At 64.7% G+C, this 23,955-nt stretch carries 23 protein-coding genes; 8 read left to right on the plus strand and 15 right to left on the minus strand.

Annotated elements, in window-relative coordinates; all coding sequences use genetic code 11:
• Positions 1-366, plus strand: coding sequence for a hypothetical protein (locus JWV26_RS10395; RefSeq protein ID WP_206418999.1), 366 nt, complete (start codon positions 1-3; stop codon positions 364-366).
• A 315-nt stretch (positions 367-681) separates the two neighbouring features.
• On the opposite strand, the gene JWV26_RS10400 is transcribed toward JWV26_RS10395, so the two are convergent.
• From JWV26_RS10400 to glyQ, 11 genes are all read right to left on the minus strand, one after another.
• Positions 682-1,833 (minus strand): GGDEF domain-containing protein, encoded by a 1,152-nt coding sequence (locus tag JWV26_RS10400; RefSeq protein ID WP_206419000.1) that lies wholly within the window; start codon positions 1,831-1,833, stop codon positions 682-684.
• 67 nt (positions 1,834-1,900) lie between these two features.
• Positions 1,901-2,833, minus strand: coding sequence for a phosphatidate cytidylyltransferase (locus JWV26_RS10405; RefSeq protein WP_079785073.1), 933 nt, complete (start codon positions 2,831-2,833; stop codon positions 1,901-1,903).
• A gap of 1 nt (position 2,834) precedes the next feature.
• Entirely contained in the window at positions 2,835-3,455 is a 621-nt protein-coding gene (locus JWV26_RS10410; protein ID WP_206419001.1) for a lysophospholipid acyltransferase family protein, read from the minus strand.
• 9 nt (positions 3,456-3,464) lie between these two features.
• Positions 3,465-3,899, minus strand: coding sequence for a hypothetical protein (locus JWV26_RS10415; RefSeq protein ID WP_206419002.1), 435 nt, complete (start codon positions 3,897-3,899; stop codon positions 3,465-3,467).
• Positions 3,889-5,226: a phosphatase PAP2/dual specificity phosphatase family protein gene (locus tag JWV26_RS10420; protein ID WP_206419003.1), complete on the minus strand. Its 1,338-nt coding sequence runs from the start codon at positions 5,224-5,226 to the stop codon at positions 3,889-3,891. Before JWV26_RS10420 ends, JWV26_RS10415 begins: the two co-directional genes overlap by 11 nt.
• On the minus strand, positions 5,226-6,980 hold the full coding sequence (locus JWV26_RS10425) for a bifunctional alpha/beta hydrolase/class I SAM-dependent methyltransferase (RefSeq protein ID WP_206419004.1): 1,755 nt from the start codon (positions 6,978-6,980) through the stop codon (positions 5,226-5,228). Before JWV26_RS10425 ends, JWV26_RS10420 begins: the two co-directional genes overlap by 1 nt.
• A 26-nt stretch (positions 6,981-7,006) precedes the next feature.
• Positions 7,007-7,612 (minus strand): CDP-alcohol phosphatidyltransferase family protein, encoded by a 606-nt coding sequence (locus JWV26_RS10430; RefSeq protein ID WP_083563756.1) that lies wholly within the window; start codon positions 7,610-7,612, stop codon positions 7,007-7,009.
• A 256-nt stretch (positions 7,613-7,868) separates the two neighbouring features.
• Entirely contained in the window at positions 7,869-8,636 is a 768-nt protein-coding gene (locus tag JWV26_RS10435; protein WP_074915549.1) for a lysophospholipid acyltransferase family protein, read from the minus strand.
• Positions 8,637-8,649: 13 nt separating this feature from the next.
• Entirely contained in the window at positions 8,650-9,180 is a 531-nt protein-coding gene (gene gmhB / locus JWV26_RS10440) for a D-glycero-beta-D-manno-heptose 1,7-bisphosphate 7-phosphatase (protein ID WP_072425138.1), read from the minus strand.
• Between the two features lie 69 nt (positions 9,181-9,249).
• Entirely contained in the window at positions 9,250-11,304 is a 2,055-nt protein-coding gene (gene glyS / locus JWV26_RS10445; protein ID WP_206419005.1) for a glycine--tRNA ligase subunit beta, read from the minus strand.
• Positions 11,301-12,248, minus strand: a complete 948-nt coding sequence (glyQ, locus tag JWV26_RS10450; RefSeq protein WP_017676289.1) for a glycine--tRNA ligase subunit alpha — start codon at positions 12,246-12,248, stop codon at positions 11,301-11,303. The genes glyS and glyQ overlap by 4 nt, the downstream gene beginning before the upstream one ends.
• A 172-nt stretch (positions 12,249-12,420) precedes the next feature.
• On the opposite strand from glyQ, the gene JWV26_RS10455 reads away from it, so the two are divergent.
• The 6 genes from JWV26_RS10455 (at position 12,421) to JWV26_RS10480 (ending at position 18,972) form a co-directional block, all read left to right on the plus strand.
• The gene (locus JWV26_RS10455; RefSeq protein ID WP_074915546.1) at positions 12,421-12,975 is read left to right on the plus strand and encodes a DNA-3-methyladenine glycosylase I; all 555 of its coding nucleotides are present in this window, start codon (positions 12,421-12,423) and stop codon (positions 12,973-12,975) included.
• The gene (locus tag JWV26_RS10460; RefSeq protein WP_206419006.1) at positions 12,972-13,580 is read left to right on the plus strand and encodes a pyridoxamine 5'-phosphate oxidase family protein; all 609 of its coding nucleotides are present in this window, start codon (positions 12,972-12,974) and stop codon (positions 13,578-13,580) included. The genes JWV26_RS10455 and JWV26_RS10460 overlap by 4 nt, the downstream gene beginning before the upstream one ends.
• A gap of 101 nt (positions 13,581-13,681) precedes the next feature.
• The gene (locus JWV26_RS10465) at positions 13,682-14,569 is read left to right on the plus strand and encodes a lysophospholipid acyltransferase (protein WP_072425134.1); all 888 of its coding nucleotides are present in this window, start codon (positions 13,682-13,684) and stop codon (positions 14,567-14,569) included.
• Between the two features lie 127 nt (positions 14,570-14,696).
• Positions 14,697-14,963, plus strand: a complete 267-nt coding sequence (locus JWV26_RS10470) for a PilZ domain-containing protein (protein WP_206419007.1) — start codon at positions 14,697-14,699, stop codon at positions 14,961-14,963.
• A gap of 120 nt (positions 14,964-15,083) precedes the next feature.
• Positions 15,084-17,720 carry a bifunctional lysylphosphatidylglycerol flippase/synthetase MprF gene (mprF, locus tag JWV26_RS10475; RefSeq protein ID WP_206419008.1) on the plus strand — a complete coding sequence of 879 codons (2,637 nt, stop codon included), beginning with the start codon at positions 15,084-15,086 and terminating at the stop codon, positions 17,718-17,720.
• Positions 17,721-17,730: 10 nt separating this feature from the next.
• On the plus strand, positions 17,731-18,972 hold the full coding sequence (locus JWV26_RS10480; RefSeq protein WP_420890297.1) for a virulence factor family protein: 1,242 nt from the start codon (positions 17,731-17,733) through the stop codon (positions 18,970-18,972).
• A gap of 106 nt (positions 18,973-19,078) precedes the next feature.
• On the opposite strand, the gene ehuA is transcribed toward JWV26_RS10480, so the two are convergent.
• From ehuA to ehuB, 4 genes are all read right to left on the minus strand, one after another.
• A complete protein-coding gene (gene ehuA / locus JWV26_RS10485; RefSeq protein WP_112211049.1) occupies positions 19,079-19,858 on the minus strand; it encodes an ectoine/hydroxyectoine ABC transporter ATP-binding protein EhuA in 780 nt (259 codons plus the stop codon).
• Between the two features lie 41 nt (positions 19,859-19,899).
• The gene (ehuD, locus tag JWV26_RS10490; protein ID WP_206419009.1) at positions 19,900-20,562 is read right to left on the minus strand and encodes an ectoine/hydroxyectoine ABC transporter permease subunit EhuD; all 663 of its coding nucleotides are present in this window, start codon (positions 20,560-20,562) and stop codon (positions 19,900-19,902) included.
• Entirely contained in the window at positions 20,559-21,218 is a 660-nt protein-coding gene (ehuC, locus tag JWV26_RS10495; protein ID WP_196457272.1) for an ectoine/hydroxyectoine ABC transporter permease subunit EhuC, read from the minus strand. The genes ehuD and ehuC overlap by 4 nt, the downstream gene beginning before the upstream one ends.
• 64 nt (positions 21,219-21,282) lie before the next feature.
• A complete protein-coding gene (gene ehuB / locus JWV26_RS10500; RefSeq protein ID WP_196457274.1) occupies positions 21,283-22,128 on the minus strand; it encodes an ectoine/hydroxyectoine ABC transporter substrate-binding protein EhuB in 846 nt (281 codons plus the stop codon).
• Positions 22,129-22,370: 242 nt separating this feature from the next.
• Between ehuB and ehuR the strand changes: the two genes are divergently transcribed.
• Positions 22,371-23,768 carry a MocR-like ectoine utilization transcription factor EhuR gene (gene ehuR / locus JWV26_RS10505; RefSeq protein WP_206419010.1) on the plus strand — a complete coding sequence of 466 codons (1,398 nt, stop codon included), beginning with the start codon at positions 22,371-22,373 and terminating at the stop codon, positions 23,766-23,768.
• Positions 23,769-23,955 lie beyond the last annotated feature (187 nt).

Here is a 23,955-nt window from a genome sequence, read left to right on the forward strand (position 1 = left end):
ATGAAGAATCTTGTTAAAAAGAAAAAAAGACTATTCGATGGGGCTGAAAGCGATTTCTATGTGTTCAGCTCAATGTTGGATACGACAGATTTAGGATCAGTGCTCTTCGACAACCGGCAGGTCCAGTATTTATGGGAACTGGGTGAACGGCAGGCCGATGCGCTGATAGGTTTGGTTCCTGGCGCAATAAAGCATCTGGATTTTCCTGGTGATACGCCCGCGTATAAGCAGGGAAACCTTGCGCTCTACGTGCAGCGCGTTACTGGTCAAGATGACAACCACTCGGTACTCATCGTCGTAGCTGCAGGCGAATCGCAACCTGCGCGATTCGTGATCGATCTATGTGGCGTGTTTGTGGACGAGTAAAGCTGCCTTCTGATTAGCGTCAGGCTCAGATCATGATTTTTTGCGAGCGCCGCTATGGCAAAAGGCTTACACGCCGAAGCGCAACGGGCCTCTCCCCTCGCATGAGTGGGCTGGTTAATCTAGTCACACCTACCGGGAACTGGATGTCCCGAGTCAAGGAAGACAGACCGCGCCAGGATGGCAAACGACAGGATGTCGGAAGGTCTTAAAAAACCCGCTTCGGCGGGTTTTTTGTTGCCTGCGGGAAAATCAGGCGACGCTGAACGCAGATAGCCAGGCATGACTCAGGTCTGCCAGTAATCCGAGCCCCACCTGTCAGTCCGCCGTGGCCAGGACCTGTGTATTACGCCCGGCATGCTTGGCGCGATAGAGCGCGGCGTCGGCCTTGAGCAGCATGCCGGTGATGTCCTCTACGAGTGAGTTGGGGCTGCCGTAGACACCAGCGCTGAAGCTCAAGGCGATGTGCTTGTCGTCAATCTGCGCCGGGTGCTGGGTCAGGGATTGGCGTAGCTGATCGACCAGCTCCAGTGCGCCGCTGGCGTCGGTGCCGGGCAGGATCAGCAGGAATTCCTCACCACCATAACGGCCGATGCTGTCATTACGCCGCAGCCGCTGCTGAAGATGGTCCGCGCAATGCCTGAGCACGGCATCGCCGACCAGGTGGCCGTGGCTGTCGTTGATCTGCTTGAAGTGATCCAGATCGAGCATGGCGATGGACAGCGGCGTGCGTTGGCGGCGAGCGCGCTCCAGCTCGTCGGTGAGTTGTTCGAGTATCGCCAGGCGATTGGGCAATCTGGTAAGCGTGTCGCGCAGGGCGGTCTGGCGCAGCTCCGATTCGATGCGCTCGCGCGACAGCAGCACCAGGCCGAAGGAGAACATGATGATGGTGGCGGCGCCGAGGGCGACGGATACCGTCTGTTTCAGGTTGCTGACGTCGTAGTGCATTTCCGCCGGCGCGCCGCTGAGGATGACCACCACGCGGATGCCCAGGCCGAACAGGCTGATGCCTGCACCGATCATCAGGATTCGATGGGCACGCCCACCGGGCACCGCATGGAGGCGGCTCAGGTGCAGAATCACCAGGCATTGGCTGAACAGCAGCAGGCAGGCCAGCAGTTGGCGGGGTTCCTGGGTATCGATCAGCAGGCTGAGCAGCACGCCCAGCAGCAGCGGGAAGGCGAAAGCCAGCCGCCATGGTGGTCGGCGGCCGTGGATCAGCGGCAGGCTGACCGTGTAGAACGCCAGCGCGGTGGACAGCAGCGTGTTGGCCAGCACATAGCTGAACCACATCGACACCTGCCCGAACAGGGTGAAGCCGATGTAGGCCAGCGCATGGGACAGCATGCCCAGACCGGTGGTGAGCATGCCGTCGCGATGACGCAATTGGCCGACCAGGATCAGACAGCTGCCCATGATCACGGCGACCAGCGCGACGGCTCCGAACAGTGTCTGAGTGTGGGCGATCATGTCAGCCTTCTTGTTTTCTGATTTGCGTTGACTCTGGGGCAACTGCCCTCACGGTACCTGTGCGGGCTCAGGCCCACCAGTAGCGCACCATATGGAAGAACACGGGTGCAGCGAAGCACACCGAGTCCAGGCGGTCGAGCATGCCGCCGTGGCCTTCGATCATATGCCCCCAGTCCTTCACGCCGCGATCACGCTTGATCGCCGACATCACCAGGCCGCCGGCAAAGCCGAGCATGCACACCAGCAGGGCGAATAGCCCCGCCTGCCAGAAGGCAAAGGGGGTGATCCAGCACAGCATGGCGCCGATCAGGGTAGCCAGTGCCACGCCGCCGATAAATCCTTCGATGGTCTTGGATGGCGAGAGATTGGGGGCGATCTTGTGTTTGCCGAACAGCTTGCCGCACACGTACTGCAGCACGTCGGAGAGCTGCACGACGATGATCAGCCAGGCGATCAGCAGCAGGTTGCGGCCCTCGTAGCCGGGGATGTCCAGGGTCAGCAGCGCGGGTACCGAGGAGATGCAGTACACGGCGATCATCAAGCCCCACTGCACCTTGGCCGCGCGCTCGAGATAGCGCGTGGTATCACCGCCCAGCGAGGCGAGGATCGGCAGCAGCAGGAACAGATAGACCGGGATGAAGATGGCGAACAGGCCGTACCAGCCGAAGGCGATCAGCAGGTACTGCATCGGCAGGGCGAAATAGAAGGCTGCCACCAGCGCCGGATAGTCGCTGCGCCGGGTCGGCGTCAGCGTCATGAACTCGCGCAGGGCGTAGAAGGACACGAAGTAGAACAGCACCACGACGCCGATGTTGCCGAACAGGAAGGCGATGCCGATCACCAGCACCATCACCCACCAGGCGTTGATCCGCGCGTTGAGGTTGTCGATCACCGGGTTCGGCTGATCACCACTGCGTCGCTTGAGGACGAAGCCGACCAGGCTGGCCAGCAGGAGCAGGGCACCGATACCGGCGAACAGCAGTAAAGTGTTGTTATCCATCTCAGGCCTCCTCGGGTGCCAGTGCCAACAGGGCGTTGCGTGCGCGTTCCAGGAAGGCGTCCTTGCTCTCGCCCTCGATGCGCTCCAGCGCGGCGCCGAAACTCAGGGTACACAGCAGAGGCAGCGGCAGCGCGCGGCCCTTGGGCATCACCCGGTTGAGGTTGGCGATCCACACCGGCACCAGTTCCACATCCGGGCGCGCCTGGGCCAGGTGATAGAGGCCGCTCTTGAACGGCAGCAGCGGCTCGTCGCCGAGATTGCGCGTGCCTTCGGGGAAGATGATCAGCGAGTCGCCGCCATCCAGCGCATCGAGCATCGCCTGCAGCGGGTTGGCGCCTTCCTTGCGCTCGCGGTCGACCAGCACGCCGTTGAATACGTTATTGATCAGGAAGCTGCGCACGCCCGGCTTCTGCCAGTAGTCGGCGCCGGCCACCGGCCGGGTGCGCTTGCGCAGTTCCGGCGGCAGCGATGCCCAGAGCAGGACGAAGTCGCCATGGCTGCTGTGGTTGGCGTAGTACAGGCGTTGTGTCGCCTGCGCGGTGCTGCCGAGCCACAAGGCTCGGGCACCGGTCAGCAGGCGGGCTGCCGAGGTGATGGCGAAAGCGGTCAATGCGGCGAGCATGGCGACTCCTTAAGCGAAAACGATGAAGAACCCGAGTGCGACGATGAAAATCTGTAGCAGCAGGCACAGCGCCTGTTTACGTAGCAGGCCGAGCGCACCCTGAGCGCGCAGGCTCCAGTCGCGGCCAGCCTGCTGCGCATTCTGCAGCCCCAGCTTCTGCAGTGCCTGATCCAGCGCATGAGTCTGGCTGTCGAGCTGTTCGCCAGCTTCCGCCAGACGCTGGAACAGTTCGGCATCCAGCGCCACGCGCAGCGCCCAGTATTTTTCGGCCAGGCCGGCGATCAGCAGCACGGCACAGAGCAGCGCCAGGATCAGGCTTGGCGGTGCACCCAGCCAAGGCGCCAGGCCGAAGAGCACGGCGACCAGGCTTAGCGTGCTGGAGCAATGATCGAGGTTGCGGCCACGTCGCAACAGTGCCGCGACCAGCAGCAAATCAGCCTGCATGAGCGACCTCCAACCCCGGTTGTGCATCGACCATGGATTGCAGCGCGGCCAGGTGCTGTGGGCCGAGCACGACCTGTGGCCGCGCCTGGTGGATCAGCGCCACGGCCGCATCCACGCTCTGGCAGCGGCCGCTATACAGCAGCCAGGCCGCCACGGCGGTGGCACTGCGCGAGTAGCCCAGTGCGCAGCACACCAGCACCGGGCCCTTGTGGCGTAGTCGTTCGATAGCCTCGGCGGCGTGTTGGCAAGTGAGTGCATCCGGCGCCACCAGATCCAGTGACGGCAGGCTGCAGTAGTTCTGTGGCGTGTACTGCAGCGGCAGCTCGGCGCAGAGGTCGACCAGGGCGGCATAACCATCGAGATCGCCCATGGCGGGCAGGCGGCCGAGGTGGATGCCCGCCACGACCTGGCTTGGCGCTGGCTGGCGGTATGTCCATAGCCGTGAATTGATCCAGGCACCGAGCAGATAGGGGGCGAGCAATGCCGTGGCGGCTGGGCTGAGGCGACCATTGGCCTGCTTCTGGAAACCGCCAGCACCGAACAGCAGGTAGTTGAGCGCAACCAGCGCCAGTGAAGCCACCGGCCAGAACAGCCATAGCCAGGCACCGCCCAGCTTGACGGCCAGCACGGCGCACAGCGTTGCGCCAAGCCCATAGCGCAGCGCCAGGCGCCAACGCCGCGGATCGCTGGCCAGGCGTATTTGCGTAAGCGGCGTAGCGCCCTGCAGCGGTAGCAGCCACAGGCAGAAGAAGCCCGCCAGCGCCCCGGTGGGCAGGTCGATGAAGTGATGCTGCCAGGTGGTCAGCACCGAGATGCCGATCAGCGCCATCCACCCGTGCAGCAGGCCACGCCAGAACAGGCCGCGGGTGTGATTGGCGAACATCGCCCAGATGATCACCAGCAGGGTGATATGCAGCGAAGGCGCCTGGTTGAAGGGTTTGTCGAAGCCCATCAGTACGTCGAACATCAGGCCGAAGGTGCCGTCCAGCGGCGGCCGCTCGAAGGTGAAGCGCAGCGGCCAGAGCAGGAAGCAGGCGACGCAGATGACCTGAGCGGCGAGCAGACGCAGGGCGTGGCGATCCATCTCGCGGCGGCAGACCGGCAGCAGGAAGGACAGGCCGTAGAGCAGGTCGATCGACCAGTACGGCACGATGGTCCAGGGCCAGAGCGGGATCTGCGGCTCCCAGGCGAAGACCAGGCTGCCGACATCATCGCGTTGTCCGGTGAACCAGTTGGCGAAGCCGTAGCTGGCGAAGAACAGCGGGCCGAGCACCAGCAGCCAGAGTACGCCGCGCTTCCACAATCCCTGTTCGCGCGCGCTGTCCATCACTTCACCCGTTGTGCCAGGGATACGCTGAAGATGCCCCACTGGTCGATGCGCTGCGCCACCTTGCGAAAGCCCGCCGCTTCCACCAGCTGATCCATCTCCGCCTGGCTGCGCCGGCGCATGACCCAGGCCTGGCCGCCGCGGTGGCTGGTCAGGGCGCGGGCAATCAGCTCCAGCTGCGGGTGCCAGGGCTGGCCGGTGTAGACCAGATAACCACCCTCCTCGACCGCCGCCGCCAGCCCGGCCAGCGAGTCGCCGACCATCTGGTTGCTGCCGAACAGTTCGTACAGGCCGGAGACCACCGCCAGGGTAGGCTTGGGATCCAGCACGGCGAGATCGTCACGGTCGAAGGCATCGCCTTTGACGAAGCGGGCGATGTCGCCCAGGCCCTTGTGCTCGATCAGCGCGTTGCCGTCACGCACGTTGATGTCGCTGTAGTCGCGCAGCAGGATCGAATCGGGGCGCTGCTCCTGGCCCTCCAGCGATTCGAGGATGTAGCGGCCGTGGCCGGCGGCGATATCGACGATGCGCACCGCCTTGTTCGCCTCGCGCAGTCGGACCATGGCCAGGCGTAGCAGCTCTTCGGCGTGCAGCTTGCGTTGGCGGATGCCACGCCAGCCGATGGAATCGAGGTAGTTCTGGTCGATCAGCCGGCCCAGTGCGCCCTTGCCGATCGGCTGGTTGCGGTAGACGTAATCAAGCGTGCTGCCGGAGTCGAAGCCGGTGTCGAAGCCCAGCTTGACACCGGCCGAGAGCGTGCTGCCCAGGCGCATGCCGGCGCGGGTAGCGCGCCAGTAGAGATCGCGCAGCGAGTTTTTCGGCAGCGGTGCGGCCAGCTCTTCGGCTTCGGCGCAGGTGGCGCCCAGGCGGTCGGCATCGAGCAGCGAGGGACGCGCCACCGGCTCCTCGAAGTTGCGCAGGATAAAGCGCCGTGCGCGGCTCAGGGCATGGGCGCGGTCGCGTTCACCGAGGGTGTCGTGGAAGAAGCCGGGCAGCAGGTGCTTTTCCTTGCGCAGGCTGCCGAGACGCTCGAAGAAATCTTCCTGTGGTTTACGGTGGACGACGAAGTCGGCGCCGGAGATCAACAGTTGGGTCGGCACCTGGATGGCCTGGGCGTCGGCGACGACGCGCTCGGCGGCTTCATACAGGCCGAGCAGCATGGTCACCGAGATTGGCCGAGCGATCAGCGAGTCGTTCTCGAAGGAGGCGATACGCTCGGGATCGTGGCTAAGGAAGCGCGCCTTCACGTAGCTGTTGACGAAGAAGTTGCCACGCCAGGCGTGCAGCAGCTTCAGCCCAGGGCGGGCGAAGGGTACGTAGAGCTTGACCTTGAATGCCGGCGAGGCGAGCACCAGGCAGCGCACCTTGGGCGCGTAGTCGTGGGCCCAGGTGGAAACGATCACCGCGCCGACGCTTTGCGCCACGACGGCCAGGTTCTCTTCGGTGATGGCGTGCTGGCTGCCGATATGCTCGACGAAGGTCTGCACGTCACGCACGTTGGTGGCGAAGCTTGGGCTGTCGCCGCGTGCGCCGGGCGACAGGCCATGGCCACGGGCATCCCAGGCGAAGAAGTCGCAGTGCGGCAGCTCCAGTTCATCCACCAGGTGGGTCATGCGCCCACCGTGCTCATGCCCACGATGAAACAGCACGACGGCCTGGCGTGGGCCGTCTGCGGGCGCAGTCGCCGGCCAGTGGCGATAGCTCAGCTCGACGCCGTCATGCGTGGTGAAGGTGTGAAGCTGTACGGGGCGCATGGAATCTCCTTATTCCTTAGGACGAGTCAGACCGCTTCGGCCAAACCCCGGCGAACGCGGTTGTAGAGGGTATAGAGCAGCAGGGCGAGGATCAGACCCAGCAGCAGATTGATCCACAAAGCCGGAAGCAGGCCGCTGGCGACGCCAGCGCCGAGCACGCCGAAGCAGAAGGCGCGATCACTCTTGCCCATCGGCCCGTCATAGCGACGTGAGGCACCGACCATGGGCCCGAGTACGCCAGCATATTCACTGATCACCGCCAGCAGCACCACGACAATCACCAGCAGCGGCGAAACGCCGGGCAGCAGGGCGAAGGGCAGATACAGTGCGCTGTCGGCGATCACGTCGCACAGTTCATTGAGATAGGCGCCTAGCTTCGATTGCTGACCGAATTCACGGGCGAGCATGCCGTCGACGGCGTTCAGCGCCATGCGCAGCAGCATCCACAGGGGAATCAGGGCGAACAGCCAGGTGATGTGACTGAAAGCAGCGAGCAGGGCACCGAGCAGCACGGAGACGGCGGCTGCGGCCAGAGTGACCTGGTTGGCGGTGACGCCGTGTGCGTAAAGGCGTTCGACGCCGGGACGCAGCAGGTTCTGGAAGGCCGGTTTGAGCTGGTAGATCGACGGCATGGCAGCGAATTCCTTTTCGTGTCTCATCTTCGGCCATTGCCGCGGGCGAGACTGTGAACCCATCGAGGTAGAAGCGGCTTTATCGACGGCTGGTGCCCGCTGGAAGCCAAATGGCGGTTAGGCCTTTCCTACATCTGAGCCACAACTTATACCCCGCTGCGGGATTTTCCTAGCGCTGGTGATTCGCCAGGAAAATCAGTTCGATGCAGGGGTTGATGGCGCTTTGATTGCATTCCCTGCACAGCTTGTCCACAGATCAGGCGGTTTCGCCCAGACGGCTCAGCTGCGGCTCTTCGCCACGCAGTTCGGTCTGTTGCTGGCGTACCCACTGAAAAGCACGTTCGTTGAGCTCGGCGATGGCACGCGGCCCTTCGCCTTCTGCGTACATCGGCTGGCCGATGATCACCTGGATAGTGCCCGGGCGCTTGCCCCAGCCAGCCTTGGGCCAGAACTCACCGGCGTTGTGTGCGATGGGCAGTACCGGCAGGCTGGCATTCACTGCCAGGGCAGTGCCACCTCGGGAGAACTTGCCGATCTGGCCCGGCGGAATCCGCGTGCCTTCGGGGAACACCAGTACCCAGGCGCCCTGCTTGAGGCGTTCGTCGCCCTGCTTGGCCAGTTGCTTGAGCGCCGCCTTGGGGTTGCTGCGGTCGATGGCGATGGGCTTGAGCAGCGCCATGCCCCAGCCGAAGAACGGCACGCGCAGCAGTTCGCGCTTGACCACCTGCGACAGCGGCTCGAAGAAGCCGGAGAGGAAGAAGGTCTCCCAGGTGCTCTGGTGGTTGGCGAGGATCACGCAGGGGCGCTCGGGGATGTTCTCCAGGCCGCGTACTTCATAGCGAATGCCGACGATCACCTTGGCCAGCCACACGGCGCAGTTGCACCAGGCCTGAACGACGAAGCGGTAGCGTTGGCGGAACGGCAGCAAGGGGGCGACCACCAGGCTGATCAGGCACCAGAAGAACGAGCTGGACGACAGCAGCAGGTAGAAAAGCGTGACTCTGAATGCCTGCACTAGCGCCATGAACCTTCACACCTTATGAGAGCAATTGATCGGCGACAGCCGCCAGATCATCGAATACCAGGGTTCCTGGCGGCAGTGGCTTGGCCAGGGTGCGTTCGCCCTTGCCGGTTTTCACCAGCACAGGCTGACAATCGACGGCCAGCGCGGCCTGCAGGTCACCGCTGGTATCGCCGACGAACCAGATTCCTGCCAGATCCGTGGCGTAGTGCGCGGCGATCTGCCGGAGCATGCCTGGTTTCGGTTTGCGGCATTCGCAGCCGTCATCCGGCCCGTGCGGGCAATGGACGATCAGGCCGACCTCACCGCCCTGCTCCGCCACCAGCTGGCGCAGGCGCGCGTGCATCGACTCCAGGGTCGCCAGATCGTAATAGCCACGGGCAATGCCGGACTGGTTGGTAGCCACGGCCACTGTCCAGCCCGCTTGCGACAGGCGCGCGATAGCAGTGATAGACGAAGGGATCGGTATCCACTCGTCAAGCGTCTTGATATAGGCGTCGGAGTCTTGGTTGATGACACCGTCGCGGTCGAGGATCAGCAGTTTCATGCAGCCACGCCAGAAGCAGAGATGGAAACGACCGCTGGCCGCGAAAACCTTCGCGGCCAGCGCCTGGCGTCAGCCCAGTACCGAGATGTCCGCCACGCCAAGGAACAACCCGCGCAGGCGGGCCAGCAGGGCGTAACGGTTGGCGCGCACGCGTGCGTCTTCGGCGTTGACCAGCACCGCCTCGAAGAAGGCGTCCACCGGCTCGCGCAGACCAGCCAGCTTGGCCAGGGCCTCGTTGTACTGGCGGGCGGCGGCCAGGGGCTGTACGGCCTGGTCGGCCTGCTGGATGGCGGCGTGCAGGGCGAACTCGCTGGGGTTGTCGAAGTAGTGCGCCTCGACCTGGGCGGCGACGCCACCTTCGGCCTTGCTCAGCAGGTTCGACACACGCTTGTTGGCAGCGGCCAGGGCAGCGGCCTGCGGCAGCTTGCGGAAGGCCTGCACGGCCTGCACGCGCTGGTCGAAGTCCAGCGGCGAGGTCGGGTTCACCGCACGCACGGCCTGATACACGGCCACCTCGATGCCTTCGTCCTCGTAGCGCGCACGCAGGCGGTCGAAGATGAACTCCAGCACCTGGGCGGCCAGGCCTTCGGTCTTGATCTTGCCGGCGTACTGGGCGACGGCGAAGTCGACTGCAGCGGCCAGGTCCAGATCCAGGCCCTTCTCGATCAGGATGCGCAGCACGCCGAGGGCGGCGCGGCGCAGGGCGTAGGGGTCTTTCGAGCCGGTCGGCAGCATGCCGATACCGAAGATGCCGACCAGGGTGTCGAGCTTGTCGGCCACCGCCACGGCAGCACCGGTCAGGGTGCTCGGCAGTTCGGCGCCGGCACCGCGCGGCATGTACTGCTCGTTCAGGGCCAGGGCGACGTCCTGCGGCTCACCGTCGTTGAGCGCGTAGTAGTAACCGGCGATGCCCTGCATTTCCGGGAATTCGCCGACCATCTCGGTGGCCAGGTCGCACTTGCTCAGCAGGCCGGCACGAGCGGCGCGCTGGGCGTCGCCACCGACTGCGCGGGCGATGAAGCCGGCCAGGGCGGAGACGCGCTGGGCCTTGTCGAACACCGAGCCGAGCTGGGCCTGGAATACCACGTTGGCCAGGCGCTGGTTGAAGCCTTCGAGCTTCTGCTTCTTGTCCTGCTTGAAGAAGAACTCGGCGTCGGTCAGGCGCGGACGCACGACTTTCTCGTTGCCGGAGACGATCTGCGCCGGGTCCTTGGACTCGACGTTGGCCACGGTGATGAAGCGCGGCAGCAGCTTGCCGTTCGCATCGAGCAGGCAGAAATACTTCTGGTTGTCCTGCATGGTGCTGATCAGCGCCTCTTGCGGTACCTCGAGGAAGCGTTCCTCGAAGGAGCAGACCAGCGGCACCGGCCATTCGACCAGGGCGGTGACTTCGTCCAGCAGCGCTGGCGGCACGATGGCCGTGCCCTGCTCGGCGGCGGCCAGTTCGTCGACGCGGCGGCTGATGAGCTCGCGGCGTTCGGCGAAGTCGGCCAGCACGAAGGCACTGCGCAGGTCTTCGGCGTAGTTGGCCGGGCTGCTGATGCGCACGTCGCGGTTGGCGTGGAAGCGGTGGCCACGGGACACGCGACCCGCTTTCTGCGCGAGGATCTCGCAGTCGACCACGGCGTCGCCGAAGAGCATCACCAGCCACTGGGTCGGACGCACGAATTCGTCACGACGGGCGGCCCAACGCATGCGTTTCGGGATCGGCAGGTCGTTCAGTGAGTCCTGCACGATGGTCGGCAGCAGGTTCACCGCCGGCTGGCCAGGGATGTGCTGGGCGAAACGCAGTTTCGCGCCGCTGCGGTCGATCTCGGCGATGTCCACACCGCACTTGCGCGCGAAGCCCAGGGCGGCCTGGGTCGGGTTGCCGTCGGCGTCGAAGGCGGCCTGGATGGGCGGACCGTCGAGGTTCATGCTGCGGTCGGCCTGCTGCTCTTCGAGCTGCTCGACCAGCACCGCCAGGCGGCGCGGCGCGGCGTACACGCGGCTGGCGGCGTAGTTCAGACCGGCGGCCTTGAGGCCTTTCTCGATACCGGCGAGGAAGGCGTCACCGAGGCTTTTCAGCGCTTTAGGTGGCAGCTCTTCGGTGCCCAGTTCGACCAGGAAATCTTTCGCACTCATGCTTGTGCCTCCAGCTTGGCCAGTACTTCGTCACGCAGTTCGGGGGTGGCCATGGGGAAGCCGAGCTTGGCGCGCGCCTGCAGGTAGCTCTGCGCCACCGCGCGGGCCAGGGTGCGCACGCGCAGGATGTACTGCTGGCGCGCGGTCACCGAAATGGCGCGGCGGGCGTCCAGCAGGTTGAAGGTGTGCGAGGCCTTGAGCACCATCTCGTAGGTCGGCAGTGGCAGCTCCAGCTCGATCAGGCGGTTGGCTTCGCTCTCGTAGAAATCGAACAGCTCGAACAGCTTCTCGACGTTGGCGTGCTCGAAGTTGTAGGTGGACTGCTCCACTTCGTTCTGGTGGAACACGTCGCCATAGGTCACGGTGCCGAACGGGCCGTCGGTCCAGATCAGGTCGTAGACCGAGTCGACGCCCTGCAGGTACATGGCCAGGCGCTCCAGGCCGTAGGTGATCTCGCCGGTCACCGGGTAGCACTCGATGCCACCGACCTGCTGGAAGTAGGTGAACTGGGTGACTTCCATGCCGTTGAGCCAGATTTCCCAGCCCAGGCCCCAGGCGCCGAGGGTCGGCGATTCCCAGTTGTCCTCGACGAAGCGGATGTCATGGACTTCCGGGTCGAGGCCGATGGCCTTGAGCGAACCCAGGTACAGCTCCTGGAAGTTCTCCGGGTTGGGCTTCAAGACCACCTGGAACTGGTAGTAGTGCTGCAGGCGGTTGGGGTTTTCGCCGTAGCGGCCGTCGGTGGGGCGACGCGAAGGCTGCACGTAGGCGGCGTTCCAGGTCTCCGGGCCGACGGCGCGCAGGAAGGTGGCGGTGTGGAAGGTGCCGGCGCCCACTTCCATGTCGTAGGGTTGCAGCACCACGCAGCCCTGCTCGGCCCAGTAGTTCTGCAGGGCCAGGATCAGGTCCTGGAAGGTGCGCACGGCAGGCTTGGTCTGGCTCACGAAAAAATCACCTGTGGAGGCTTGCGAGGGAAAGCCGGGGAGTATATCGAAACTCGACGCAGGCCGCAGGGTACGGCATATCGGCATCATTCGCGGTTGATGTTGACTGTATTTATATCCAGTTATTTTGCCGCTATAGTCGTCGCTTCGACCCCGACCGAGGCCTACCGCCATGCCCCGCTGCTTCTGGTGTACCGACGATCCGCTGTACCAGGCCTACCACGACGAGGAATGGGGCGTGCCGCAGCGCGATGCCGGTCATCTGTTCGAGATGCTGCTGCTCGAGGGCGCGCAGGCCGGCCTGTCGTGGATCACCGTGCTGAAGAAGCGCGAGCGTTATCGCCAGGTGCTGCATGGCTTCGATCCCGAGCGTCTGGCCCGCCTCACTGACGAAGAGATCGAGGTGCTGATGCAGGACCCCGGGATCATCCGCAACCGCCTCAAGCTCAAGGCCGTGCGGCAAAACGCCCAGGCATGGCTGCAGCTGGAGGATCCGGTGACCTGGCTCTGGTCGTTCGTCGGCGGCGCACCGAAGATCAACCATTTCAGCGACCGCAGCCAGATGCTGGCAGTGACGCCTGAAGCCGAGGCGATGAGCAAGGCGTTGCGCAAGGCGGGCTTCAACTTCGTCGGACCGACCATCTGCTATGCCTTCATGCAGGCCACGGGTATGGTGATGGACCACACCACCGACTGCGACCGCTATGCGCAACTGAAGGGCTCATGACCACCATCACCACGCTGGATGAACTGCAGGTACTGTATGGCGAAAGCCATGAGCGCTCGCGGCGCAAGGAGTTGCCGCGGCTGATCGAACCCTACCGTGCGCTGATCGAAGCCTCGCCCTTCGTGGTGTTGGCGAGCGTTGGCCCGGATGGCCTGGATTGCTCGCCGCGTGGTGATGCGCCGGGCTTCGTGCAGATTCTCGACAACCAGACCCTGCTGCTGCCGGATCGCCCCGGCAACAATCGCATCGACAGCCTGCGCAATATCGTGCTCAACCCGCAGGTGGCGCTGCTGTTCCTGATTCCGGGCGTCGGTGAGAGCCTGCGCATTAACGGCCGCGCAGAAATTTCCCTCGACCCCGAACTGCTCGAATTGGGCCGTGCCCAGGGCAAACTGCCGCGCAGCGTGCTGCGCATCCATATCGATACCTGCTACTTCCAGTGCTCCAAGGCGGCGGTGCGCTCGGGCCTGTGGGATGCCTCGCGTCAGGTCGAACGCGCCAGCCTGCCGAGCGCGGGCGATATCTTCCGCTGCATCTATGAGGAATTCGACGTCGAGGCCTACGAGCGCGATCTACAGCAGCGGCTGCGGACGAGTCTTTACTGACTGAGCCGGCCCTGGTCGTTACGCCTTGTCTTGCCTGCCTCACCAACGTTTTTGAACGTCCTGTTAAACTGGGCGCTTTGTATAAACGCTTGGAGTCTCTCGTGGAAAAACTCAAGGGCGCCCTGGTGGTGGGTTTCCTGCGCCTGTTCGCACTGCTGCCCTGGCGCGCCGTGCAGGCCGTGGGCAATGCCATCGGCTGGCTGATGTGGAAACTGCCGAACGGCTCGCGCGACGTGGTGCGCATCAATCTGAGCAAGTGTTTCCCCGAGTTGAACGAGGCCGAGCTGGACAAACTGGTCGGTCAAAGTCTCAAGGACATCGGCAAGACCCTGACCGAAAGTGCCTGCGCCTGGATCTGGCCGGCGCAGAAATCGCTCAAGCTGGTGCACGAAGTGGAGGGCCTGGAGGTGCTGCAGCAGGCGCTGGCGTCCGGCAAGGGCGTGGTCGGCATCACCAGCCATCTGGGCAACTGGGAAGTGCTCAACCATTTCTACTGCAACCAGTGCAAGCCGATCATTTTCTACCGCCCGCCGAAGCTCAAGGCGGTCGACGAGCTGCTGCAGCAGCAGCGCGTGCAGATGGGCAACCGCGTGGCGCCGTCGACCAAGGAAGGCATCCTCAGTGTCATCAAGGAAGTGCGCAAGGGCGGCGCCGTGGGTATTCCGGCCGACCCGGAGCCGAGCCGTTCGTCGGGTGTGTTCGTGCCCTTTCTCGGTACCACCGCGCTGACCAGCAAGTTCGTGCCGGGCATGCTCACCGGTGGCAAGGCGGTCGGTGTGTTCCTGCATGCGCTGCGTCTGCCGGATGGCAGCGGCTACAAGGTGATCCTCGAGGCGGCCCCCGAAGGCATGTACAGCGAGAACGTCGAAGAAGGCGTGGCGGCGATGAGCGAAGTGGTATCGCGCTACGTACGCAACTACCCGAGCCAGTACATGTGGAGCATGAAGCGCTTCAAGAAGCGGCCCGAGGGTGAGGCCAAGTGGTACTGACGTACTGCCACTGAGCATGATGATGAACGAAGGCGCCTCGATGGCGCCTTTTTTCTGTCGAGCGTTGGGAATTGTTTCGATTTTGCGTTATTAAAGGCTGCATCGTCCGCCTACCCCCGGAGCCTCCATGCCGAACCAGCGCCAGCAGGTGCGTACCCCGATGAAGTGCCGGATCAAGATCAGCCACCCCAGCTTCGGCGAGCTGCTGGCGCAGACTCGTGATCTGTCCGATAGCGGTGTCTACGTGAAGCACCCGGACATGGCCAGCTTGTCGGTCGGCACCGAAGTGATCGGCCAGGTACAGGATCTGCCTTTCCCCGCCCCGGTATTGAGGATGGAAGTGATGCGCGTGGATCCCGAAGGGGCCGGCCTGAGGTTTCTCGGCGAGGCCTGAACGGCTTCAGCCAGTTCGGACATTCGCAACGAGCGTTTCAGCTAAATGGAACATTTTGTTACATCTACACTCTGATCTAGGCCTCACTCCGAGGTGGCGTCCATCAGAGGCGTTTTCGACATGAGTCGAGCGGTATCCGAACTCCCCGTCCAGGGCGCTGATGCGCCTGATCTTCTTCCTCCTTCACAACCCGGCTGGTTGCAACGTAACCGCCAGCTGTTCGGCCTCGGTCTCTCGCTATTGCTGTTCGGCGTGGCGCTGGTCGCCTGCTGGCACCTGGTACGCGAAATCAACCCGGACCAGGTGCGCGAATCCCTGGCAGCTGTGCCGCCGCAGGCGCTGCTTGGTGCCCTGCTGGCGACCGTGCTGGGCTTTGCGGTGATGCTCGCCTACGAGTGGTCGGCCAGCCGCTACGCCAACGTCGAGCTGCCGGCGCCGACCCTGGCGCTGGGCGGCTTCTGCGCCTTCGCCATCGGCAATGCCGTCGGCCTCTCGGCGCTGTCTGGCGGCTCGGTACGCTACCGTCTGTATGGGCGCAACGGCCTTGGCGCGGGCGATGTGGCGCGCATGAGCCTGTTCGCCAGCCTGTCGCTCGGCGTCAACCTGCCGATCCTCGCAGCATTGGCGGCGCTGTTCGATCTCGAGGATGCCTCGGCCGCGCTGCGCCTGTCCGAGCCGGTGCTGGCAGTCGTGGCCGTCGCCGTGCTGGTCGCCGCCGCGGCCGTGGTGCTGCTGGTCAGCCGCAAACGCCTGGCCGAGCGCCCCGCCCCTGGCTGCTGGCAGGTCGATCTGGGACGTTTCAGTCTGCGTCTGCCAGGCCTACGCATGAGCCTGACGCAGCTGCTGATCAGCAGCTTCGACGTGCTGATCGCCGCCAGCGTGCTGTATCTGTTGCTGCCCGAGGCACCGCCTTTTTCGTCCTTCGTGCTGGTCTACATGCTGGCGCTGGCGGCCGGGGTGCTGAGCCATGTACCGGGCGGTGTCGGGGTGTTCGAGGCAGTGCTGCTGGCGGCCTTTTCCTCGCGCATCGACCCGGCCGGGTTGGTCGCCGCCATGCTGCTCTACCGCCTGCTCTATGTGGTGCTGCCACTGGTGGCGGCCGGGCTCCTGCTGCTGGCTGCCGAGGCGCGCCGCTTGTGGTTCCCACGGCAGGTGGCGCGCGTGGCCAGTGGTATGGCGGTGCCGCTGCTGGCGCTGTTGGTGTTCTGCGCCGGCATGGTGCTGCTGTTCTCCGGTGTGACCCCCACTGTGGATGAGCATCTGCAGGCCCTGGGCTTTCTCATACCGCCGCAACTGATCGCCGCCTCGCACCTGGCGGCCAGCCTGGTCGGCACGCTTTGTCTGCTGCTGGCGCAAGGCCTGCGCCGGCGCCTGTCGGCGGCCTGGGCGCTGACCCTGGTGCTGCTCTGCCTGGGCGTGGTGTTGTCGCTGCTCAAGGGCTTCGACTGGCTGGAGGCCCTAGCGTTAGCGGCCATCGCCGGCTTGCTGGCACTGTTTCGCCGCGAGTTCTACCGGCGTAGCCGCCTGATGGACGTACCGGCATCCGGCCTGGCGCTGGCGGCCACGGCTGGAGTGATCGCCGCCTCGGTGTGGCTGCTGCTGTTCGCCTATCAGGATGTCGCCTACAGCCATCAGTTGTGGTGGCAGTTCGAGCTGGATGCCAACGCTCCGCGTGGCCTGCGGGCGGCGCTGGGCAGTGCCCTGGTGTTATTGGCGGTCAGCCTGACCTGGCTGCTGCGCGCCACGCCGCCAAGTATCAGCCTGCCGGACGAGGATGCATTGCTGCGTGCCCGTGCCATCGTCCAGGCCTCGCGCCAGCCGGAAGGCGGTCTGGCACTGAGTGGCGACAAGGCGTTGCTGTTCCACCCCGATGGCGAAGCGTTTCTGATGTACGCGCTGCGCGGCCGCAGCCTGGTGGCGCTGTTCGACCCGATCGGCCCGCCGGCGGCGCGTGCCGAGCTGATCTGGCAGTTCCGCGACCTCTGTGATCGCCACCATGCGCGACCGGTGTTCTACCAGGTGCGCGCAGAGAATCTGCCCGGCTATATCGACATCGGCCTGACTGCGCTGAAACTCGGTGAGGAAGCGCTGGTGGACCTGAATACCTTCGACCTGGCCAGCAACGGCAAGGAGATGAAGGCGCTGCGCTACACCTGGAACCGCGGTCAGCGCGACGGCCTGAGCCTGGAGTTCCATGCCCCCGGCCAGGTGCCGATGGCGGAGCTGCAGGCGATCTCCGATGCCTGGCTGGAGGGCAAGAACGTACGCGAGAAAGGCTTTTCCCTCGGCCGTTTCAGCCCCGAGTACCTGGCGCACTTCCGTGTCGTGGTGGTGCGTTTCGAAGGTCGCGCGGTGGCCTTCGCCAATCTGCTGGAGTGCGAGACGCGCGCGGTGGCCAGCCTCGACTTGATGCGCGTGCTGCCGGATGCGCCGAAGTCGACCATGGAGTTTCTCATGCTCGGCCTGATCCAGCAGTTCCAGAGCGAGGGCTACGCGCGCTTCAGCCTCGGCATGGTGCCGCTGGCCGGTCTGCAGACGCGCAAGGGGGCGCCACTGCCGCTGCGCCTCGGTGCACTGGTGTTCGATCGTGGCGAGAACTTCTACAACTTCCAGGGTCTGCGCCGCTTCAAGGACAAATTCCTGCCCCAGTGGGAGCCGCGTTACCTGGCCGTGCCGGCCGGGCTCGATCCTTGGGTGGCACTGGCCGACACCGCTGCGCTGATCGCTGGCGGCCTGGGTGGACTGGTGAGGCGCTGAGATGAGCAGGATGACAAGGAGGCTGGGCGCGGTGTTGCTGGCCGTGGCGCTGGCAGCGGGAGCGGCAGGCTGGTGGTGGTCGATGCGCGCGGCCACGCAGTTCGAGACGGTGCAGATCCAGGGTAAGTCGGCGCAGTTGCTCAGCCAGGGCGAGGCACGTCAGCGCGTGCTGTTGCTCGCGCCGACCGACCAGGCGTTGGATGAAGCCACGCTGCGCCGTCTTGGCGAAGCCGGCGATCTGCGCCTGCTGCAATTGCCCTTCGTCGCGGGCGCCTGCGAGGCGCAGCAGCAGTTGCTCAGCCGGGCCAGTGAGCGCCTGGGTGGCGCGCCGACCTTGGTGGCCGGTATCGGTCCGGCGGCGGCCTCGGCCTGGCGCTGGCTGGCGGCGCAAAGTGACGACCAGGTCCAGGCGCTGTCGGTCGGCTTCGATCTGGCCAAACCCGACTGCGCCGAGCCCTTGCCGAACATGGCCGAGCACGGCCATTGGATCGCCCTGTGGAATGACAATCCGGGTGATGACAACGCCCGCTTCCTGCGTGAGCAGCAAAACGGCGAGCCGCGCATCGGCGCGTTGGGCACGCCGCTGCCAACGCTGCTGGCCGATCAGTTGCAACACCTGCTTGCTGGCCAGGGCGCGGCGATGCCGGTGATCGAGCATCCCTCGGCGCAACCGGCCGATACCCTGACCCTGTTCTATTCCGGTGATGGCGGCTGGCGTGACCTCGACCGCGCTTCCGCCGAGCACATGGCCGCTGCCGGTTATCCGGTGGTGGGCATCGACACCCTGCGTTACTACTGGCAGCACAAAAGCCCGGAACAGAGCGCCGCCGACCTGTCGCGGCTGATGCAGCAGTACCGCGGCAAGTGGCATATCAAGCGCTTCGTACTGGCGGGCTACTCCTTTGGCGCCGACGTGCTACCGGCGATCTACAACCGCTTGCCGGCCAGTGATCAGCAGCAGGTCGACACCATGCTGCTGCTGGCCTTCGCCCGCAGCGGCAGTTTCGAGATCGCCGTCAGCGGCTGGCTCGGCAAGGATGGCGCAGAGGCGCCGACCGGGCCGGAACTGCGTAAGGTCCCGGCGACCAAGGTGTACTGCATCTACGGCAGCGAGGAAGCCCCCGAGAGCGGCTGCACCGAAGCCGGTGCCCCAGGGGAGCATCTGATGATCGAGGGCGGCCACCACTTCGATGGTGACTACGCCGCGCTGGCGCAGAAGATGCTGGCGGCGATCAAGGCGCGGCGGCCGTGACGCATGCCAATGAATTGCCGTGATTCTGTAGGAGCGGATTCATCCGCGAAAAATCGCGGCTAAAGCCGCTCCTACAAGATTGCGCGCAGCAGGGCGTGAACCAGCCTCAATTGGCCTCGTTCACCGCACTCAGAAACGCCTTGGTTCGCTCCTGCTGCGGGTTGCCGAACAGCTGATCCGGCGTGCCCTGCTCGTGGATGCAGCCCTGATGGAAGAAGCACACGCGGTCGGCGAACTCGCGGGCGAAGCCCATCTGGTGGGTGACCATGAGCATGGTCAGGTTGTGCTCGCTGCCGAGGCGGCGGATCACGTTGAGCACCTCGCCGCACAGCTCCGGGTCGAGTGCCGAGGTCACCTCGTCGAACAGCATCACCTTGGGCCGCATCGCCAGTGCGCGGGCGATGGCCACGCGCTGCTGCTGACCGCCGGACAGCTGCGAGGGGAAATGGCGCAGTTTCTCGCCCAGGCCGACCATCGCCAGCAGATCCTCGGCGCGTTCGGTGGCTTCCTTCCTGCCCATGCCGAGCACCTGCATCGGTGCTTCGATCACGTTCTGCAGTGCACACATGTGCGGGAACAGGTTGAAGCTCTGGAACACCATGCCGATCTTGCCGCGCACCTTGCGCTGGTGGCTGGCGCTGGCCGGCACCAGACGACCATCGCGGCCGGGCATATGGGTGAGCGGTTCGTCGTCGACCGAGATCACGCCTTCGTCGATGCTCTCCAGGGTCATCAACGCACGCAGCAGTGTGGATTTGCCCGAACCGCTGGGGCCGATGATCGCCACCTTCTCGCCGGGGGCGACGTCCAGGTTGAGCTTGTTGAGCACGGTGAGATTGCCGTAACGCTTGGTCACGTCGGTGAAGCGGACGATGGGCTGGGGCATGGAGGAACTCCCTGCGGCGTCTGTAGAGTTGAGAAAAGCAGTCATCGGGCAGTGACCTCCAGCCGATCTTCCACGCGCCGCACGCACCAGGCCAGGGCCAGGCTCAGCAGCAGGAAGAAAAGACCGACCATGGTGATGGGCTCGAGGTAGCGGAAGCTCTCCGAACCGATGTTCTTGGCTTGCTGCATGATCTCCACCACGGTTATGGCCGACAGCACCGGGGTGTCCTTGAGCATGGCCACCAGGTAGTTGCCCAGCGCCGGCAGGATCGGCCGCAGCGCCTGCGGCAGGATGATCTGCCGATAGGCCGACAGCGGCGACATGTTCAGCGCCGTCACCGCCTCCCATTGGCCACGCGGCACCGCATCCAGGCCAGCGCGGTACACCTCGGCGGTGTAGCAGGCATAGTGCAAGGCAATGCCGAGGATGCCCGCCTGCAGCGCGGTGAGGTTGAGCCCGTAGTTGGGGAACACGTAGAACAGGAAGTACACCTGGATCAGCAGCGGCGTGCTGCGGATGAACTCGATCAGCCCGGCCACCGGCCAGGACAACCACATGTGCTTGCTGCGCCGGGCGATGGCCAGCAGCAGGCCGACGACGATGGCGATGGCAAAACCGGCGAAGGTGATCAGCAGGGTGTTGAGCGAGGCCTTGAGCAGGTCCGGGAGGATGCTCAGGGCGAAATCCCAGTCGAAGAAATTCATTGCAGGCCTCCGCGCATCCGGCCACGGCTCAGGCGTTTTTCCAGCAGGCGCATGCCGAGGTTGATCACCTGGGCCATGAGGAAATACAGCACCAGGGCCAGGGCGAAGATCTCCAGGGTCATGAAGGTCGCCTGATCCAGCTGACGGGCACGGAAGGCCAGGTCGGACAGGGTGATCAGCGACACCAGCGAGGTGTTCTTCAGCAGTTCGATCAGCAGGTTGGTGCCCGGCGGAATCGCCGCCAACAGCGCCTGCGGTAGGATGATGCGCAGGAAGCGTTTCGAGGGACGCATGTTCAGCGCGGTGCAGGCCTCATACTGACCCTTGGCCACTGAGCGGATGGCGCCGCGCATCACTTCCGCGCCATAGGCGCCGATGTGCAGGCCGAGGCCGACGATGGCCACGGCGAAGGCGCTCATCTCGACGTTGAACGGCGGCATCGGCAGCACGAAGTACAGCCAGAACAGCTGCACCAGCAGTGAAGTGCCGCGGAAGATCTCGATGTAGGTGATCGCCAGCCAGCGCAGCGCAGCGATCGGCGACAGGCGGCCGAGGGCGGCGATCACTGCGCTGACGATGGCCAGCAGCGAGCCCCAGAAGGTGACTTGCACGGTGACCCAGGCGCCTTGCAGCAGCAGGGGGAGAAGATCGGTCATGGATGTCTACCGCTCTATGCAGGGAAATACGCCACGCACCTGGGTGCGCGGCGTAACCCGTGCATTACTGGCCGCAGAGTTCGGCGGCGGTCTTGTCGGTGATGTTGGACTGGTCGAAGCCGAAGGGCTCCACCGTGGCCAGATGCTCTTCGCTGCCCAGCCACTTTTTCAGCTCGGCATTCACCGCATCGCGCAGCTCCTTGTCTTCCGGGCGGAAGGCCAGGGCGCCGTAGCCGGTGTGAGCCGGGTCGTCCTTGAATTCGGCGATGGCTTCGACGCTGTCGCCGCCCTTGTCGGCCAGGCCCTTCATGGTCAGCTGGGTGCCGACTGCAGCGTCGGCGCGACCGGCGCGCACGGCCTGCAGCTGTGCGGTGGTGTCCGGCACCTGGAGGATCTGATCGTCAGTGATACCGGAATTACGGGCATAACCCAGGTTCACCGTGCCGGACATGATTGCCACCTTGGCACCGCTCTTGGCGATGTCTTCGTAGCTGTGCAGGCCCTTCGGGTTGCCGGCTTTCACCAGCAGGGTATCGGGCAATTGGTAGTGCGGGTCGGTGAACAGCACCTGCTTGCAGCGCTCGGGGGTGATGTACATGCCGGCGGCGATCAGGTCGAAGCGGCTGGCGCGCAGGCCGGGGATCAGCGAACCCCATTCGGTCAGCACCGGGTTGATCTTCTCGACACCCATGCGCTCGAAGATCTTCTTGACGATCTCTGGCGACTCGCCGGTGACGCTGCCGTCGAGGGCGGTGTAGGCGAACGGTGTTTCGTTGGCGTAGCCGATACGCACGCTGCTGCTGTCCTTGACCTTGTCCAGGGTCGAGGCCTGGGCACCGGCGGCGAGACCGGTGAGCAGGGCGCAGGCCATTGCGAGGCGGCCGAAGCGGGAGGGGATAACGCTACTCATCTTGGTGTTCTCCTGTTTCTTGTAGTCCGCCAACGGCGGCGTGCTGTGTTAGGAGGCAGGTAAATCAAGAGCGTTGGGGCGCTGTTCGCGCCAGGTGGTAATTCTTCTGAGGTGCCAAGGCACTGTTTTCCACCCTTGGCCCGAGCATACAAAGGCTTTTTTCGCTACGGCATTGCACTAGGACAATTGAATCGTAACGCCTCGCGCGGGATGCTTGAGCGCAATCGCCAGAGGAGCCATCGATGCACAACTGGAAGAAGGCCCTGGCCAACGCCCGTCCGGGCGAATCGAAATACAAGCTGCTGGTCCAGGCGGTCGCCGCCGACATTGAACAGGGTACCTTGCTCGACGGCCAGCGGTTGCCACCGCAACGCCAGGTTTCGGATGCCCTGGGCATCAGCGTGCAGACCGTGACCAACGCCTACAAGGAGCTGGAGCGCCAGGGCCGGGTGCGCTGCGAGGTGGGCCGTGGCAGCTTCGTTTCGCGGCGTACCAGTGAGCGTGTGGCCACCAGCATGCTCGATCAAACCGAGCAGGCGCTGATGGACTTTTCCAATGCGCGTATCCTGCATACGGCTGATCACGACCGCCTGTGGCGGCAGACCTGCCTGGAGCTAGCGCAGGAGCCGGACCAACCGTGGATTCACGCCTTCCGCCCGATTGCCGGCATGCAGCACCAGCGCGAGGCCGCGGTGCGCTGGCTGGCGCGCCTGGGTATGGATGTGGGCATCGAGGATGTGCTGCTGACCAGCGGCGCCGCCCACGGTATTTTCCTCGCCTTGGCTACCCTGGCCGGCCCGGATGACGTGGTGCTCTGCGAAGGGCTGACCGACCACGGCGCCATCGGTAGCTCGCAGGTGCTCGGCTTCACCCTCAAGGGCCTGGAGATGGATCGCTACGGCCTGAACCCCGAGCATTTCGAGGACATGTGCGGCAACGAGCGCATCACCGCGCTGGTTTGCACGCCCAACCTCAACAACCCCACCAGCGCGCTGATGCCCGACGAGCGCCGCCGCCAGATCGCCGAGATCGCCCGCCGCTATGGCGTGTACATCATCGAAGACGACGTCTACGGCCCGCTGCTGGCCGGCCAGCAGGCCACCCGGCCGCTGAGCCATTACGCGCCGGAGCTGTCGTTCTACTGCACCAGCATGACCAAGTCGGTGCTCACCGGCCTGCGTATCGGCTACCTGGTGATGCCCAAGCGCCTGGCCCTGCGCACCGAGAGTATCCTGCGGGTCAACAGCTGGATGGCGCCGTCGCTGCTCGGTGAAATCGCCACGCGCTGGATCGACTCCGGCGAGGCCGAGGACCTGGTGCAGTTGCAGAGGCAGCTGCTGGCCAACCGACAGGCGCTGGTGGAACAGGAGCTGGGCGAGCACCTGATCGGCAACCACCCCTATTCGCTCAACAGCTGGTTGCGCGTACCCGAAGGCTGGGAAACCGATGGCCTGCTGCGCGAGCTGCGTCGGCGCAACGTCGCTCTGACCCTGCCCGACCCTTTCGTCCCGCCCGGCATGCCGCGGCCGCGCGCGGTACGTTTGTGCGTCGGCGCCGAATGCAGCGAAGCGAAGATGCGCCAGGGCGTGCAGATCGTGCGGGACGTGTTCGAGCAGTATCCGAAGGTGCATGATTTTTGAGCGGGCACCGACGGTGCGCGGACTCAGCCCCCTCTCCCGCTTGCGGGAGAGGGCTGGGGAGAGGGGTTCGTGTAGCCCGGATGAAATCCGGGAGCGGTTTGCACCAATGCTTCCGGGTTGCATCGGTGCGCACAGCACAGCCTACGCAAACGCACCGATTGCTCGCCTCTTGAAGTGCCCGAATAAA

The sequence above is a fragment of the Ectopseudomonas toyotomiensis genome, assembly GCF_017167985.1.
In the GTDB taxonomy this organism is placed as follows: domain Bacteria; phylum Pseudomonadota; class Gammaproteobacteria; order Pseudomonadales; family Pseudomonadaceae; genus Aquipseudomonas; species Aquipseudomonas toyotomiensis.

What these genes read in the sequence shown, in the direction of transcription:
- JWV26_RS10395 (WP_206418999.1), top strand. Translation starts at nt 1, where the DNA reads ATGAAGAATCTTGTTAAAAAGAAAAAAAGACTATTCGATGGGGCTGAA.
- JWV26_RS10400 (WP_206419000.1), bottom strand. Translation starts at nt 1,833, where the DNA reads ATGATCGCCCACACTCAGACACTGTTCGGAGCCGTCGCGCTGGTCGCC.
- JWV26_RS10405 (WP_079785073.1), bottom strand. Translation starts at nt 2,833, where the DNA reads ATGGATAACAACACTTTACTGCTGTTCGCCGGTATCGGTGCCCTGCTC.
- JWV26_RS10410 (WP_206419001.1), bottom strand. Translation starts at nt 3,455, where the DNA reads ATGCTCGCCGCATTGACCGCTTTCGCCATCACCTCGGCAGCCCGCCTG.
- JWV26_RS10415 (WP_206419002.1), bottom strand. Translation starts at nt 3,899, where the DNA reads ATGCAGGCTGATTTGCTGCTGGTCGCGGCACTGTTGCGACGTGGCCGC.
- JWV26_RS10420 (WP_206419003.1), bottom strand. Translation starts at nt 5,226, where the DNA reads ATGGACAGCGCGCGCGAACAGGGATTGTGGAAGCGCGGCGTACTCTGG.
- JWV26_RS10425 (WP_206419004.1), bottom strand. Translation starts at nt 6,980, where the DNA reads ATGCGCCCCGTACAGCTTCACACCTTCACCACGCATGACGGCGTCGAG.
- JWV26_RS10430 (WP_083563756.1), bottom strand. Translation starts at nt 7,612, where the DNA reads ATGCCGTCGATCTACCAGCTCAAACCGGCCTTCCAGAACCTGCTGCGT.
- JWV26_RS10435 (WP_074915549.1), bottom strand. Translation starts at nt 8,636, where the DNA reads ATGGCGCTAGTGCAGGCATTCAGAGTCACGCTTTTCTACCTGCTGCTG.
- gmhB (WP_072425138.1), bottom strand. Translation starts at nt 9,180, where the DNA reads ATGAAACTGCTGATCCTCGACCGCGACGGTGTCATCAACCAAGACTCC.
- glyS (WP_206419005.1), bottom strand. Translation starts at nt 11,304, where the DNA reads ATGAGTGCGAAAGATTTCCTGGTCGAACTGGGCACCGAAGAGCTGCCA.
- JWV26_RS10455 (WP_074915546.1), top strand. Translation starts at nt 12,421, where the DNA reads ATGCCCCGCTGCTTCTGGTGTACCGACGATCCGCTGTACCAGGCCTAC.
- JWV26_RS10460 (WP_206419006.1), top strand. Translation starts at nt 12,972, where the DNA reads ATGACCACCATCACCACGCTGGATGAACTGCAGGTACTGTATGGCGAA.
- JWV26_RS10470 (WP_206419007.1), top strand. Translation starts at nt 14,697, where the DNA reads ATGCCGAACCAGCGCCAGCAGGTGCGTACCCCGATGAAGTGCCGGATC.
- mprF (WP_206419008.1), top strand. Translation starts at nt 15,084, where the DNA reads ATGAGTCGAGCGGTATCCGAACTCCCCGTCCAGGGCGCTGATGCGCCT.
- JWV26_RS10480 (WP_420890297.1), top strand. Translation starts at nt 17,731, where the DNA reads ATGACAAGGAGGCTGGGCGCGGTGTTGCTGGCCGTGGCGCTGGCAGCG.
- ehuA (WP_112211049.1), bottom strand. Translation starts at nt 19,858, where the DNA reads ATGCCCCAGCCCATCGTCCGCTTCACCGACGTGACCAAGCGTTACGGC.
- ehuD (WP_206419009.1), bottom strand. Translation starts at nt 20,562, where the DNA reads ATGAATTTCTTCGACTGGGATTTCGCCCTGAGCATCCTCCCGGACCTG.
- ehuC (WP_196457272.1), bottom strand. Translation starts at nt 21,218, where the DNA reads ATGACCGATCTTCTCCCCCTGCTGCTGCAAGGCGCCTGGGTCACCGTG.
- ehuB (WP_196457274.1), bottom strand. Translation starts at nt 22,128, where the DNA reads ATGAGTAGCGTTATCCCCTCCCGCTTCGGCCGCCTCGCAATGGCCTGC.
- ehuR (WP_206419010.1), top strand. Translation starts at nt 22,371, where the DNA reads ATGCACAACTGGAAGAAGGCCCTGGCCAACGCCCGTCCGGGCGAATCG.